General features: G+C 68.6%; 14 protein-coding genes. 3 read left to right on the top strand and 11 right to left on the bottom strand.

Annotated elements, in window-relative coordinates; genetic code table 11:
- Window positions 1-59: 59 nt before the first annotated feature.
- The 6 genes from OG246_RS09845 to OG246_RS09820 form a co-directional block, all read right to left on the bottom strand.
- Window positions 60-2288 carry a glycosyltransferase family 39 protein gene (locus OG246_RS09845; protein ID WP_266458860.1) on the bottom strand — a complete coding sequence of 743 codons (2229 nt, stop codon included), beginning with the start codon at window positions 2286-2288 and terminating at the stop codon, window positions 60-62.
- On the bottom strand, window positions 2285-3796 hold the full coding sequence (locus OG246_RS09840; protein ID WP_266458858.1) for a bifunctional glycosyltransferase family 2/GtrA family protein: 1512 nt from the start codon (window positions 3794-3796) through the stop codon (window positions 2285-2287). The genes OG246_RS09845 and OG246_RS09840 overlap by 4 nt, the downstream gene beginning before the upstream one ends.
- 14 nt (window positions 3797-3810) lie before the next feature.
- Window positions 3811-5430, bottom strand: a complete 1620-nt coding sequence (locus OG246_RS09835; RefSeq protein WP_266458856.1) for a cell wall metabolism sensor histidine kinase WalK — start codon at window positions 5428-5430, stop codon at window positions 3811-3813.
- Window positions 5427-6167, bottom strand: a complete 741-nt coding sequence (locus OG246_RS09830) for a response regulator transcription factor (protein WP_266458853.1) — start codon at window positions 6165-6167, stop codon at window positions 5427-5429. Before OG246_RS09830 ends, OG246_RS09835 begins: the two co-directional genes overlap by 4 nt.
- Window positions 6168-6324: 157 nt before the next feature.
- A complete protein-coding gene (locus OG246_RS09825; protein ID WP_266458851.1) occupies window positions 6325-6702 on the bottom strand; it encodes an antibiotic biosynthesis monooxygenase in 378 nt (125 codons plus the stop codon).
- Window positions 6703-6828: 126 nt separating this feature from the next.
- Window positions 6829-7698: a DUF2797 domain-containing protein gene (locus OG246_RS09820; RefSeq protein ID WP_266458848.1), complete on the bottom strand. Its 870-nt coding sequence runs from the start codon at window positions 7696-7698 to the stop codon at window positions 6829-6831.
- Between the two features lie 76 nt (window positions 7699-7774).
- Here OG246_RS09820 and OG246_RS09815 point away from each other — a divergent pair, with 76 nt between their 5' ends.
- Both OG246_RS09815 and OG246_RS09810 read left to right on the top strand, forming a co-directional pair.
- Window positions 7775-9061 carry a pentapeptide repeat-containing protein gene (locus OG246_RS09815; RefSeq protein WP_266458845.1) on the top strand — a complete coding sequence of 429 codons (1287 nt, stop codon included), beginning with the start codon at window positions 7775-7777 and terminating at the stop codon, window positions 9059-9061.
- A gap of 57 nt (window positions 9062-9118) precedes the next feature.
- Window positions 9119-9748, top strand: a complete 630-nt coding sequence (locus tag OG246_RS09810; RefSeq protein WP_266458842.1) for a DUF6461 domain-containing protein — start codon at window positions 9119-9121, stop codon at window positions 9746-9748.
- 68 nt (window positions 9749-9816) lie between these two features.
- On the opposite strand, the gene OG246_RS09805 is transcribed toward OG246_RS09810, so the two are convergent.
- From OG246_RS09805 to OG246_RS09790, 4 genes are all read right to left on the bottom strand, one after another.
- Complete coding sequence (locus tag OG246_RS09805; RefSeq protein WP_266458840.1) at window positions 9817-10704, bottom strand: hypothetical protein; 888 nt, start codon at window positions 10702-10704, stop codon at window positions 9817-9819.
- Window positions 10705-11086: 382 nt separating this feature from the next.
- Window positions 11087-11347, bottom strand: coding sequence for a helix-turn-helix transcriptional regulator (locus tag OG246_RS09800; RefSeq protein WP_266458838.1), 261 nt, complete (start codon window positions 11345-11347; stop codon window positions 11087-11089).
- The gene (locus tag OG246_RS09795; protein WP_266458835.1) at window positions 11347-11961 is read right to left on the bottom strand and encodes a hypothetical protein; all 615 of its coding nucleotides are present in this window, start codon (window positions 11959-11961) and stop codon (window positions 11347-11349) included. Before OG246_RS09795 ends, OG246_RS09800 begins: the two co-directional genes overlap by 1 nt.
- A 226-nt stretch (window positions 11962-12187) precedes the next feature.
- Window positions 12188-12430: a putative quinol monooxygenase gene (locus OG246_RS09790; RefSeq protein WP_266458832.1), complete on the bottom strand. Its 243-nt coding sequence runs from the start codon at window positions 12428-12430 to the stop codon at window positions 12188-12190.
- On the opposite strand from OG246_RS09790, the gene OG246_RS09785 reads away from it, so the two are divergent.
- Window positions 12402-12731: a helix-turn-helix domain-containing protein gene (locus tag OG246_RS09785; RefSeq protein ID WP_266458829.1), complete on the top strand. Its 330-nt coding sequence runs from the start codon at window positions 12402-12404 to the stop codon at window positions 12729-12731. The two genes, OG246_RS09790 and OG246_RS09785, sit on opposite strands and share 29 nt — an antisense overlap.
- Here OG246_RS09785 and OG246_RS09780 read toward each other — a convergent pair.
- Window positions 12728-13279 (bottom strand): YcxB family protein, encoded by a 552-nt coding sequence (locus tag OG246_RS09780; protein ID WP_266458826.1) that lies wholly within the window; start codon window positions 13277-13279, stop codon window positions 12728-12730. The genes OG246_RS09785 and OG246_RS09780 overlap by 4 nt on opposite strands.
- Window positions 13280-13464: the final 185 nt, after the last annotated feature.

The following is a 13464-nucleotide window of genomic DNA, read 5'->3' as shown; positions in this document are numbered from 1 at the left end:
CCTGAGAAGGAACCGTCAGACCCCTGAGAGGGAACCGTCAGGCCCCCGAGAGCAAACCGTCAGCTGCTGCTGGTCGGCTGCGTCAGGTCGTAGAAGGTGGCCGAACCGACCGTCACCTTCGTGTAGTTGGCCTCGACCCACGAGGTGATCTGGGAGGAGGTGCCTTCGCTGCTGCCGCCCATGCCGCCGCCGCCGGTTCCGCTGGAGATGAAGTAGTGGATCTTGCCGTCGGCCACGTACTCCTTGAACTGGGCCAGCGTCGGCGACGGGTCGGTGCCGTTGAAGCCGCCGATCGCCATCACCGGGTCACCGGTGGCGAGCTGGTAGCTCGCGGAGTTCTGGGCACCGATGGCCGCGGCCGCCCAGGTGTAGTCGTCGGCGTTCTTCTCGAGGAGCGCCTTCGCCTCGTCGGTGACGGTCGCGCCGTTGAGCAGACCCGCGGCGCCGCCGCCACCGCCCATGCCGCCTTCGCCCGTCCGGCCGCCGGTCGTACCGCCCTGGCCGTTCTGCTGGGTGTTGCCGTTCGTGCCGCCGCCGGGGAAGCCGCCGCCGGTGCCACCTGTCGGGGGCTGGCCCATGCCGCCGCCCTGCTGGGCATTGCCGCCACCCTGCTGCGTGTTGCCGCCGCCGCCCGGGAAGCCGCCGCCACCGCCCATGCCACCGCCGCCGCCACCGCGGCCGCCCATCATGCTCGCGCCGGACGGGCCGGCCGTCACGATGGACCCGGTGTGCCCGGTGTTCACCGTGCTGAGGGTGTACGCGGTCGGACCCGCGACCGAGGCCACGAAGCTCAACGCGACTGCCGCGAGGGCCAGTTGGCGGCCCAGCTTGGCCACGAAGATCAGGCCGAGGGCGCCGACCAGACCGCCGATGAGGACCAGCCACTTGAGCCAGGGCAGGTAGTCGGGGGTGCGGTTGAGGAGGACGTAACCCCAGGCCGCGGTCGCGGTGACCGAGGCGGCGAGGGTGAGCGAGGCCCAGAGCTTCGAGCGCTCTTCCCACAGCACCGTGGCGCCCATGCCGACCACCGCGGCGATGTAGGGAGCCAGGGCGATCGTGTAGTACTGGTGGAAGATGCCGGCCATGTAGCTGAAGATCAGCGTGGTCATCAGCAGCGCGCCGCCCCAGGCGAGGAACGAACTGCGCGTCAGGTCGGTCCGCTTGGCCTTGCGGGTCAGGACAAGACCCGCGACCAGCAGGATCAGCGCGGCGGGGAGCAGCCACGAGATCTGGCTGCCGATCTCGGAGTTGAACATCCGGTCCCAGCCGGTCTCGCCCCACTGCCCGGTGCCACCGGCGCCGCCTCCGCCGCCGACACTGCCGGTCTCCTCGCCGTTGATACGGCCAAGTCCGTTGTAACCGAAGGTCAGTTCAAGGAAGGAGTTGTCCTGCGAGCCGCCGATGTAGGGACGCGAGGACGCCGGCCACAGCTCGACGATCGCGACCCACCAGCCGCCGGAGACGAGCAGCGCGAGCGTCGACCAGCCCAGCTGCACGAACCGCTTCTTCAGCTTCACCGGCGCGCAGACCGCGTACAGGATGGCGAGCGGCGGCAGGATCAGGAAGGCCTGCAGGGTCTTCGACAGGAAGGCGAAGCCGACCGCGACACCCGCCCAGACCAGCCACTTCGTGCGGCCGTCCTCGAGAGCGCGGATCACGCAGTAGACCGTGACGGTCATGAGCAGCGCGAGGATCGCGTCCGGGTTGTTGAACCGGAACATCAGCGCGGCGACGGGGGTGAGCGCGAGCACGGCGCCCGCGATCAGGCCCGCTGCCGGGCTGAAGCGGCGGCGCAGGGCCGCGTACAGGACGGCGACCGTGCCGACGCCCATCAGCACCTCGGGAACGAGGATCGCCCACGAGCTGAGGCCGAAGATCTTGACCGACAGCGCCATCGGCCACAGCGAGGCCGGGGGCTTGTCGACGGTGATGGCGTTGGAGGCGTCCAGCGAGCCGAAGAAGAAGGCCTTCCAGCTCTCGCTGCCGGCCTGGACGGCCGCGGAGTAGAAGGAGTTGGCGTAGCCGGAGGCGCTCAGGTTGTACAGGTACAGCACCGCGGTGACGACCAGCAGACCGAGGAACGCGGGGCGCGCCCAGCTCGGGTCCTCGGGCCGGCCGCGCCAGAGGCGGCGCGCGAAGGGCTGCTTCGGCTCACCGGAGTCGGGGGAGGCGGCGGGCACGACCGGCTCGTGTACAGCCGTCGAGGCCGACGGCCCCACGGAGGGGTCCACGGTACTGCTGGGGGGATTCGCTCCCCCCTGATAGCTCGTATCGGACTGGGTCGTCATCGTGCGTTCCTCGGATTCGGATCGTCGTCGTACGGGCGCACGGCTTCGAGCTGCATGGTCGCGTCGCCGTAGGTGCGGTCCGCGGCTTCACCGGCGCGGAACTGGTCTGTGTGGAACTGCTCTGTGCGGAACTGCTCGTACTGCTGGTGTCCCTGGTACTGCTGCTGTCCTGGGTACGGCGGCTGTCCCGGGTACTGCTGCGGGGCCGCCGTCGAGTAGGTGGGCGAGGCCGGGTTGCGGACCGCCCCGACCGGGGAGGCGGGCTCGTCGCGCCGGTCGGGGAAGACCCAGGCCCGGAAGAGCAGGAACCGCAGGACCGTCGCCGCGAGGTTGGCGGCGATGAGCACCGCCAGTTCCGTGGAGTGCCCGGGGTTCGTTGTCGCCGCGTTCAGGGCGGCGAGCGAACCGCTGGTGAGGGCGAGGCCGATGCCGAAGACGACCAGGCCCTGCGCCTGGTGGCGGACGGCGCCGCCCCGGCCGCGTACGCCGAAGGTCAGGCGCCGGTTGGCGGCCGTGTTGGCGACGGCCGAGACCAGCAGGGCGAGCGCGTTGGCGACCTGCGAGCCCGAGAACGTACGGAAGCCGCTGTAGAGCAGCAGGTAGAACAGCGTGGACAGGGCGCCGACCACGCAGAAGCCGACGAGCTGGCGGGCCAGGCCCTTGGGCACGTCGGTCAGCTCGCGGTCGCGCGGGTCGTCCCCGAAGGGCCGGGCGAGCCGGTCGAGCGGCAGCGAACCGGTGGCGAGGGCACGTCCGACGCGCCACACGCCCTTCAAGTCGTCCGTCGCCGTCTTGACGATGTGCACGGTCGAGTCCGGGTCGTCGACCCAGTCGACCGGCACCTCGTGGATCCGGAGTCCGGCCCGCTCGGCGAGGACCAGCATCTCGGTGTCGAAGAACCAGCCGGTGTCTTCGACCAGCGGCAGCAGCACCTGGGCGACATCACGCCGGATCGCCTTGAAGCCGCACTGGGCGTCCGTGAAGCGCGCCTGCAGCGAACCGCGCAGGATCAGGTTGTACGTGCGGCTGATGAACTCGCGCTTGGCACCGCGCACCACGCGCGAGCTCCGGGCGAGCCGCGAGCCGATCGCGAGGTCCGAGTGACCCGAGATCAGCGGCGCCACCAGCGGCAGCAGGGCGTTGAGGTCGGTGGACAGGTCCACGTCCATGTACGCGAGGATCGGGGCGTCCGAGGCGGACCACACCGTGCGCAGCGCCCGGCCCCGGCCCTTCTGCTCCAGCCGGAAGGACCGTACTTCCGGAATCTCGGCGTCCAGCCGTGCGGCGACCTGCGGAGTCGTGTCCGTCGACGCGTTGTCCGCGACGGTGATACGGAACTCGTACGGGAAGGTGCGCTTGAGGTGCTCGTGCAGTCTCATCACACACGGCTGAAGGTCCTTCTCCTCGTTGTAGACGGGGATCACTACGTCCAGGACAGGCGTACCGGCGGACCCGGCCGGGAGGTGCTCCCGCGCCGGCAGGTTGCCGGGAGAAGAATCGGTTCGCATGCCAACGACTCTTGTCAAGCGCCCTGTTGCGCCCATGTGGTGGCACTGTGCTCTGACTGTGAGTACGTTTGCGAATTTGTTACAGCCGCTTGGACGGGCAGCGCGGGCAGATGCAGGGTGAACACGGTACGTCCGGGCACACTGTCCACGGTCACAGCACCTCCATGCGCTGATGCGACGGCCTGCACGATGGCAAGCCCCAGACCGGTCGAGCCGGAGGAGCGGGAGCGCGAGGAATCTCCGCGTGCAAAGCGTTCGAAGACGCGCGGAAGCAGGTCGGGGGGAATGCCCTGGCCATCGTCCTGGACGTCCACGCAGAGCCACGGTCCTTGCTGGTGGACACGTGCGGTGACGGTGGTACCCGGCGGTGTGTGCGTGCGTGCATTCGCGAACAGGTTGACCATGACCTGCTGCAGCCGTGCGGCGTCCGCGAGGACCAGCGCGGGCTCGTCCGGCAGTTCCAGGCGCCAGTTGTGATCCCGCCCGGCCGCCCGGGCGTCGCTCACGGCGTCGATGACCAGCGGTACGAGGTCGGTCTGCTCGTACTGCAGCGGCCGCCCGGCGTCGAGCCGCGCGAGCAGCAGAAGGTCCTCGACCAGGAGGGTCATGCGCCCGGCTTCGGATTCAATCCGGCCCAGCGCGTGCCGGGTGTCGGGCCCGGTCTCCTCCCTGCCGCGTCTGGTCAGCTCGGCGTATCCGCGGATCGACGCCAGTGGCGTACGCAGCTCATGGCTCGCGTCCGCGACGAACTGGCGTACGCGCGTCTCGCTCTGCTGTCTCGCGTGCAGGGCGCCGTGGATGTGGTCGAGCATCCGGTTGAGGGCCGCACCGACCTGGCCGACCTCGGTGTGCGGGTCGGCCTCGGACTCGGGCACTCGCTCGTACAGGGTGACTTCGCCGCTGTGCAGGGGGAGTTCGGAGACGCGGGTGGCGGTGGAGGCGACCTTGCGCAGGGGGCGCAGGGCGACGCCGACGAGCACGCTGCCCGCGATGGCGGCGGCGACAAGGCCGGCGCCGGTGACGCTCACCTCGACGAGGATGAGGGTGTTGATGGTGTTGGTGACGGACTTGGTGGGGATGGCGACGTAGAAGTTGCCCTTGCTGCCCTCTTTGTACGTGACGCGGTACTCGCCGAGGCCGGGCAGCTCCACGGTGTGCTCGCCGGTCTTGGACACGGAGCCGAGGGCGGCCGTCTGCGCCTCGGTGAGCTCCGGGGTGTCCATCCCGTTGAAGGTGCCGCTGCTGTCGGTCTTCTCCTTGGAGATGACCGCCTGCGTGATCCCGCCGTTCTCCACGACGGCGGCGACGGTGTTCTCCGCGCTCGGCCCCCGGGTGAGGAACTCGAATTCGTTGTCCGAGGAGTTGGCGTCGGCGATGGCCCCGGGGATCTGGGTGTTGTCCGGGTTGCCGCCCCCTGGCTTCAGAGGGCCGCCGGTCGCGCGCGCGGAGGCCTCGCCCAGCTGGCCGTCCAGTTGCTCGTACAGATGCTTCTGCAGCGCGATGGTCGTCACGGTGCCGATCACGGCACAGACCACCGCGATGAGCGCCACCGCCGAGACGACGAGCCGCGTCCGCAGCGTGCGCGGCTGTCGAAGTCGCCTCTTCTGCGCTCGCGGCCGTCGTCGTCCGCTCATGACGCCGCGGGCTTGATCAGATAACCGGCACCGCGCCGGGTGTGGATCATCGGCTCACGACCGGCGTCGATCTTGCGGCGCAGATACGAGATGTACAGCTCGACGACGTTGGCCTGGCCACCGAAGTCGTACGACCACACGCGGTCGAGTATCTGTGCCTTGCTGAGCACCCGGCGCGGGTTGCGCATCAGGAAGCGCAGCAGCTCGAACTCGGTGGCGGTGAGGTGGATGCCCTCGCCGCTCCGCGAGACCTCGTGGCTGTCCTCGTCGAGGGTGAGGTCCCCGACGACGAGCACGGAGTCGCTGCGGCGGTCGGCGGCGCCGGAGCGGCGGATCAGTCCGCGCAGCCGGGCCACGACCTCTTCGAGGCTGAAGGGCTTGGTGACGTAGTCGTCGCCGCCTGCGGTGAGCCCGGCGATACGGTCCTCGACGGCGTCCTTCGCCGTCAGGAAGAGGACCGGTACGTCGGGGAGCTCACGGCGGAGCCGCCCCAGGACGGTCAGCCCGTCCATGTCCGGCAGCATCATGTCGAGGACGACGGCGTCGGGCCGGAAGTCGCGAGCGGTCTGAATCGCTCCCGTCCCGTCACCCGCGCTGCGGATCTGCCAGCCTTCATAGCGAAGGGCCATGGACAGCAGCTCGGTGATCGACAGCTCGTCGTCCACCACAAGCACTCGGACGGGGCTCCCGTCCGGCCTCAGCAGTTCGGTGCGCCCCTGGGGCGAGGTCGTGGTCATAGCCGACACATTGCTCGGCGCCGCTGAGAACATCCTTTCTGGAACCTGTGATTTTCCTGAGAAACGCACAGCCGCCTCTCAGGGAACACCTGGGCGGGGCTCAGCACTCGCTGTGATCGGGAGGTGTCAGAGAGGTCCTGAGGTGGACACCGGGCTGTCACTGGTGGGCGCGCTCGAAGCCATGGCTGTGCTCGACCTTTGAGATGTGGATGCTGTAGCGCTCGAACCAGTGGTCGCGCCCGTGCTTCTTCGCCGCCCGGTGCTCCTGGTGGTTCCGCCACTCCTCGATGGCGGCCTCGTCCCGGAAGTAGGCGACGCTGATCCCGAGCCCGCCGGGCGTCCGCGCGTAGTCCTCCCCGAGGAAGCCGGGGATCTCCTTGACCAGCTCGCCCATGCGCTCGGCGGTCTCGCCGTAGCCGTTGTCGCCTTCCGTCCGCAGGGATGTGAACACGACGGCGTAGTACGGGGGTTCGTGGGCGGCGACGGGGGTGGCGGCAGATGCAGGGGCGTCAGGTGCAATGGCGTGATCGCTCATGTCGGCCACTCTCGGGGCGGGCGTTCCCCGGCGTCCAGCGCCTTGTCGAACGGGATCCAAACGGGATCCAAGTCTTGACCATTGCGGCCTTCATCCGCCCCTCGCCCGGATCCCCCGTCCGATGCTTCAGAAGAGCCCGTCCTGCACGGCGGCGTCCCTCAACTCCCGTACTGGCACGGTCAGTCCTGCGTCCGCGTCGGCGGCGGTCAGCTCCCATCCGGTCATCAGGCGCGTATCGAGGACGACGACCCCGCGCTCGGTGGCCAGATGCAGATCGGGCCCGGCGGCGGCAACCAGTTCCCCGCTCACCACACCCCCCGCGACAAGCTCGCCGACGACACCCCAGGCCGGCGGCAGCCCGTCGAGCCCGAAGGCACCGGCGTGATCGACCGCCTCGAACGGCATGCGCTCCAGGGACTCGGGCCACCCGCCGAGCCGTACCGCCCGCGCGTGCAGCTCACGAACTTCCGCGGCTCGAACCTCCGCGTCCGGCAGTGCACTCCGGACGGCGCGCTTGGCGTCGTAGGGAATCCGGTCCGGTACGCCGAGGACCGTACGCAAGAGCTCCTCGCTCCGCCGGGCGGCCATCAGCGGCCCCCTGCCCAGCCAGGTGAAGACAACGGCTCCCTGCTCAAGCAGCCGAGCGGAGCCACGCTCGACGGCGGTGATTCCGACCTTGACCATCCCGGGCCCGAACCAGGCCAGATAGACGGAGTAGGGCCGAAGGTCGTCCGCGATGGTGTCCGCCGCGACGGAATGGGCCCGGTCGAGGCGCCCGCACTCCTCGCACCGGGCACCGACACTCCGCCCGGACACCGCAGCACTCACGGGACACGCGTTCCCCCGCGCCCCCACACACGTACGCCCTCCCCCGTCCACCACAGCGAACGCGACCCGCTTCCCCCAGGTCAACGCACTGCTCCGCCCCCCGTCCCACACGAGCCCGGGGCCACCCCCGGCCCACCGCAGCCCCGTACATCTCCACATTTGTGCCATCACCGAAAGCGTAGAGGCCACCACTGACAACCCGGGCCGGGTGCGATGGCCGGGGACGGCGGAGCGGGCACATCACATGTCAACTCCGGTACTGAATAGGCCCGTTACGTGCATCCCGCACCCGGCGGCCGGACATCATGCACTCATGAAGCCGGAGACCAAGCGGAAATGGGCTTGGGTGGCAGGTGTGGCCACAGCCGCCCTCTTCGTCGCACTTCTGATCTGGGGCCCCTGGCTCCTCGAAGGCCGCCACATCCGCGACAAGCACGGCGAGCTCGTCTCGTCCGCGGGCATCATCATCACCGGTCTCCGCACCGCCCTCCTCGCCATCGCCGCCGGCGCCATCGCGGCCCTGGGCCTCTGGTACACCCACAAGAACCACGAACTCAGCCGCGAGGAACAGGTCACCGACCGCTACGTGGAAGCCATCAAGCTCCTCGGCTCCGAGAACCTCCACGAACGCCTGGGCGGCATCTACAGCCTCGAACGCATCATGAAGGACAGCGAGAAGGACCAGGTCACGATCATCGAGGTCCTCGCGGCGTTCATCCGCACCCCTACGTCGGAGCAGAAACAGGCACTCCTGCCGGCTGCCCAGCCGGAACCCGAGGACAGCGATCCGGAAGACTCGGCCGCCCCGTTGCCCGTCGATGTCCAGGCCGCCCTGACCGTACTCGGGCGCCGCCCGGACCCCGACGGAACACCGACCGCCGACCTCAGACGCATCGACTGGCACAACGCCGACCTGGAACACGCGAACCTCCAGCACGTGGACCTCACGGGTGCGGACCTCAGAGGAGCCCGACTCAGGGGAGCGGACCTCAAGGGAACGAACCTCACAGGGGTACGCCTCAGGGGAGCGGACCTCCGAGACGCGGACCTCCAGGGGGCGGACCTCAGGGACGTGGACCTCAGCAGGGTCGACCTCAGAGGGGTGGACCTCGGAGGAGTGGACCTCAGGGCGATGAACCTGGTGAGGGTGGACCTCACGGGCGCACAGTTGGTAGGGGCGGACCTCAGGGGAGCGGACTTCAGAAGCACGCACCTCAGGGCGGCCAACTTCACAGGCGCACAACTCATGAACGCGAACCTCACGGCCGTAGACCTCACCAAGGTGATCCTCAGAGCGGCTGACCTCAGAGGCGCCCACCTCGGCATGGCCCACCTCGTCGACGCGGACCTCAAGGAAGCCGACCTCAGGGGCGCCCAGGGACTGACGTATGAACAACTCGTCCACTCGAAGCTCTACGACGACACGAGTCTCCCCAAGGAACTCAGGACGGACCGCCGAATCAAGAACCACATCAAGAACTGCAAGGCCGAGGCCCGCTGGAGGGAGGACCTGGAAACTCCCAAGTCCTGAGGTGGTCGACGTGGTTGGTGCACGTGGTTGGTCCACCGTGGATGGGGAGGAGGCGAAGTGGAGAACGGACTGCGATGGATAGCCGGCGTGTACGACGTCGGCTACACCTTCACGCTGTGCGAGGGCATTACGCCGCAGGAGCTGCTGGTGCGGATGGGTGCGGACCCCTCACACATCCACGAGCTGACCGAAGACGCGGTCGCGGAGCTGCAGTTCCAGCCGGAGGACGGCCTTCCCAGCGATCTGGAGTTCCTGGACCGGGAGGACGAAGACCTCGTGGCAAAGCTGGAAGAGGCAGGGTTTCTGTCCCGCCCGGAGGCGATCGTCCGGGCCGGAGCCGTCCCCGGCTGGGCATACGCCATCGAGAACTTCTCGTGCCGCGCCACGTCCTGCCTGGAGGCGCTGTCACGCGGCACGCGGGCCTACACCGTGTTCCGCAGCGGAGCGGGCATGCAGCAAGTCGGCTACGCCCGTGCCGGCGAGGTACTGGCCTACTACGAACCGCAGAGTCCGAGCCAGGGCCACACCGCGACGCAAGCCACGGTGCCCGGCTTCACCCACACAGGCGAGGAGGTACCCGACATCGCCTTCCTCCGCTTCCTCGAGCAAGAGCTCGGGATCTACATCGCGTGGGAGGAAACCCTGGCCCCGCTGCCCACCGCCGCGTTCGCGCGCGCCTATCCCTGAGAGCTGGGTTTTCGCTGGTCCAGGCGCTGTGGGGCTGCGATTGAGTGATCGCCATTCGTCGTTGCCCGTCAGTGTTCGCCACTCGGCGCGTTGTCCTCCACGAACACCTTCAGCGCCCCCTGGTGCTCCTCGGCACGGGCTGTGGCCGTACCGCCCAGTTCCTGGACCCGCCGCAGAGTGCGGTCGAAAAAGTCCCGGCCGGAGGGCACGAGGACGGACAGCTCCAGGTCCTCGTAGCAGGCCAGGAGCGTGCCGTTCTCGGCCCGGAGGGTGACGGGAAACTCCTTCCGGTCGGTCCGGCCGAGGAGTTCGTCGCGGGCTCCCTCGCTGTACGACGTCCAGTGGCCGATGAACGGCATGATCAGGTCCGGCCGGGCTCTCCTCGCAAACGCGACCGTCATGGCCTGGAGGTCCTCCCACCACGGCAGCCGCAGGCGAAGCGAGTCCACCGCGTACCTGCGCCGCCCACCCTGAACGAGAAGGCAATCGCCGAACTCCTCCTCCCAGTCGTCCCCACGTTCGTCCACTTCGCGGATCTCAACCAGCGCATGACAGCCGACGGGACGGTCCGAGACGGCAGCCAGGCCTCGAAGAGGGCCACCGAGCGACACCAGATTCCGGTCGTACATGTACCCCAAGTGCCGTTCGTGGTCCGTACCGCCCAGGGACGGAGGAGCGGCCGCGCTGATCGCCTTGGGGTTGTACTCGTTGTCCGGACGGGGGACGAGTTGCACCACGACAGGCAGAACCGGCTGCTTCTTCGACCGCCCGGCGACGGCCGCCATGAAGATCCCCTTCTCCCAGCCCTCCGGCAGAGTGCCGCGGACGAACGCCCGATAGGTGTCGGCCCCTTCGGCCCGCAGCGCCACACCGAACGAGAACTCGGGGGCATTGGCGGGGATCATCAACATCCCGCTCTCGGGGTCTTCGGCTATCGATCCGGGTCTGGTGTCCACTGGCGCCGTCCTGTCGCAGTCGGTTTCCGCCCATCGCTCCTGATCAGGGCAAATGGGCGGCAGCGACGATATCGAACGACGCGACGAACGCCGAAGGGCCCCACCCGAAGCGAGGAATCTCGAAGGGCCCCACCCGAAGCGAGGAATCTCGAAGGGCCCCACCGCGAACGGTGGGGCCCTTCGAGTCGTGCCCGTGAGGCTCTGGCGAACGGGTCTCAGCGGCGGGTGAGCCACCGGCCCACGCCGATCGCCGCGGTGATCATGACGGCCAGTACGACGGCGATCGCGATCTTCGTACCGGTATCCATGACACTGAACATCTGGGTCTCCTTCTCAGGGGAACACGTCGAGTTGGTCGTGCGGGGTGGGCGGAGCGGGGAGGTCAGGATTTCCGAGGGTTCTCGGACGACGACCCGGGGCGGTAGCTGAGCAGGTCTCCCGGCTGGCACTGCAGGACTTCGCAGATCCGGGTGAGGGTGGTGAACCGGATCGCCTTGGCGCGGCCGTTCTTGAGGACGGACAGGTTGACGTTGGTCACGCCGACGCGGCTGGCGAGTTCGGTGACGGTCATACCGCGCTCGCTGAGGAGTTTGTCGAGGTGCACCTCGATGTCATGGCCCTCGTGGTCGTCGTCGGCGCCCATCAGACGACCCCTTCAAGGTCCTCGCGCATTGACGCGCCCGCGTGGGTGATCCGCGCGAAGGTCAGCAGCCCGAGACCGGTCAGTACGGCCAGGTAGGGAAACGTCCACAGGTCCAGCCAGGTCCCGGCCGAGAAGTCCGCGCTCTTCGCCAGCGCCGCGAGCAGAGCCCCTCTGGCATTGGCCTCGACGATCTCGACGACCAGGCTCCCGACCAGCAACCACCAGCCGAGCAGGCGAAGCCGCGATGCCGTCTCCGCGGTGTAGACCCCCTCGCGCGCCGCTCCCTGCAGGAGCCGGTGCAGCAGGAAGAGGCCGCTGATCAGCAGCAACGTCGATGGCAGTTCACCGAGTTCATTCACGAGGCGCAGGTACGCGTCGGGCGACTCGGCGCAGTAGCGGGGAATCGAGTCGACCTGCGCCCCGCTCTCGGCGGCGAACCCGCCGGGACTGACCGAGCTGGTGGTCGACTCGTCGGCGATGCAGACGACGACATCCCCCCAACTGCCGCGCACAACCGAGAGAACAAGCCCTGCCGTCACGAGGGCCAACATCAGGCGCAGGACGACGGACACGACCGTGGCCATGGGTTCGAGCATCTTCCGGTCTTCGGTCATGGCGCCCCGCCTCGCTTATCGTTTATCGATGTTATCGAGAAACGATAAGCGAGCGGGGTGTGCGACGCAACCCCCGCATGTCACGACGGACACGGGGCGGAAGGGGACGCGCCTTGGGCCGGCCGGCACGCGCAACGGAGGTCCGGGCTGTTCGCCGTGAGCGTCGACAGCGACCGAACCGATCGCTCGGCAGCAACCGAACCGACCACCTAACGGCCGGTTCGGCTCAGGCGGCGGCTTTGTCGCCGACGAGGTTGCCCCTCATGAGCCACGTCGGACCTTCGGCATAGGCACCGGCTTCGGCGAAGAACGCCGCGAAGTACGGGCCGACGGCATGCGCGTTGAACGCATCGACGTCCGCATAGACCTCGTTCAGGTAGAAGACATCCGGGTTCTCCTCGCCCGCGATGACCTCGAACCGATGGGAGCCGGGCTCGTTCGTGAGGGAGTCACAAGCGGTCCTGACCAACCGGCTGAAGTCGCTGGTGCAGGAAGGCGTACTCACCCGCGAGGACGACGGAGTCGGCGGTATCGAGTACCGGCTGACGGACAAGGGCGTTGCACTGTGGCCGGCCGTGCACGCACTGATGAACTGGGGGGAGGCCTTCTACTCCCCGAACGGAATGAAGCGCGTCCTCCGCCACGACCTGGACGGAGGTCTCCTCGACCACGACGGACACTGCCGAGACTGTGGTTCAGCCGTCCCGGTCCCGGAGATCCGGATCGAACCCGGACCCGGCTTCCCGCCGGTGATCCCCCCAGCCGTCTAGAGCCGCTTCAGGTTCCGGTCCAGGATCGCCCGGAGCCGATCCACGTCTTCGGGATTCTGGGCGCCCCGCTTGGGCAGGACCGCGACTCCGGCCGCGCGCTCGCCGCCCAGCAGCACGAAGAGCGCGGGCGTCTCCAGATACTCCCGGAACACAGTCCACTCCACGGTGAAAGACGCCCGCTCACCGGTACTGACCGCGCCGCGGTCGTCGGCCACCATGCGGCACTGCCCGTACGGCTCCACGACGCTGAACATCCGGCGGGCCATGGTGCGCAGCCCTCGCACGGTGCCCCAGGATGTGACTGCCACGGAGATCACCAGCGTGATGATCCACACAGCCGGCGTTTCATCGCGGAGGGCCGAGAAGACGGCCACGGCGATTACCGCCGTCATCGGCGCCATGAGCGCCTGGGCCCGGCCCGCCGGTGACCGACGGGCTCGTGCACGGAGCGCCTCCTCGAAGTCCGCGGCCGTCGGCCGGTAGACGAACTCCACGGCCGTACCGCGCTCCGTGTCCTGATGTGAGGATTCCCCGCCCCTGGTGTCCATGAGCCGGGATCCTAACGAGAGGTTGGCCCGGCGAATCAGGTCCGCCGTTCCAGGACCACTGGACACCCTCGGATCCAGTCGAAGTGGTTGCCGCCAAACACTGCCGTCAAGGCAAAAGCCAGAGGCCCCGTGGATCACTCCACGGGGCCTCTGATCTGATGTGCACTCGGCAGGATTCGAACCTG

The sequence above is a fragment of the Streptomyces sp. NBC_00620 genome, from assembly GCF_026341825.1.
Taxonomy (GTDB): Bacteria; Actinomycetota; Actinomycetes; order Streptomycetales; family Streptomycetaceae; genus Streptomyces.
Note: the sequence above shows the minus strand (reverse complement) of the source record. Positions and strands in the feature narration are given on the sequence as shown.

Bases quoted from the DNA above. Each gene is read 5' to 3' on its own strand.
- OG246_RS09820 (WP_266458848.1), bottom strand. From the start codon at position 7,698: ATGGCACAAATGTGGAGATGTACGGGGCTGCGGTGGGCCGGGGGTGGC.
- OG246_RS09845 (WP_266458860.1), bottom strand. From the start codon at position 2,288: ATGACGACCCAGTCCGATACGAGCTATCAGGGGGGAGCGAATCCCCCC.
- OG246_RS09830 (WP_266458853.1), bottom strand. From the start codon at position 6,167: ATGACCACGACCTCGCCCCAGGGGCGCACCGAACTGCTGAGGCCGGAC.
- OG246_RS09825 (WP_266458851.1), bottom strand. From the start codon at position 6,702: ATGAGCGATCACGCCATTGCACCTGACGCCCCTGCATCTGCCGCCACC.
- OG246_RS09840 (WP_266458858.1), bottom strand. From the start codon at position 3,796: ATGCGAACCGATTCTTCTCCCGGCAACCTGCCGGCGCGGGAGCACCTC.
- OG246_RS09815 (WP_266458845.1), top strand. From the start codon at position 7,775: ATGTCAACTCCGGTACTGAATAGGCCCGTTACGTGCATCCCGCACCCG.
- OG246_RS09795 (WP_266458835.1), bottom strand. From the start codon at position 11,961: ATGACCGAAGACCGGAAGATGCTCGAACCCATGGCCACGGTCGTGTCC.
- OG246_RS09780 (WP_266458826.1), bottom strand. From the start codon at position 13,279: ATGGACACCAGGGGCGGGGAATCCTCACATCAGGACACGGAGCGCGGT.
- OG246_RS09835 (WP_266458856.1), bottom strand. From the start codon at position 5,430: ATGAGCGGACGACGACGGCCGCGAGCGCAGAAGAGGCGACTTCGACAG.
- OG246_RS09800 (WP_266458838.1), bottom strand. From the start codon at position 11,347: ATGGGCGCCGACGACGACCACGAGGGCCATGACATCGAGGTGCACCTC.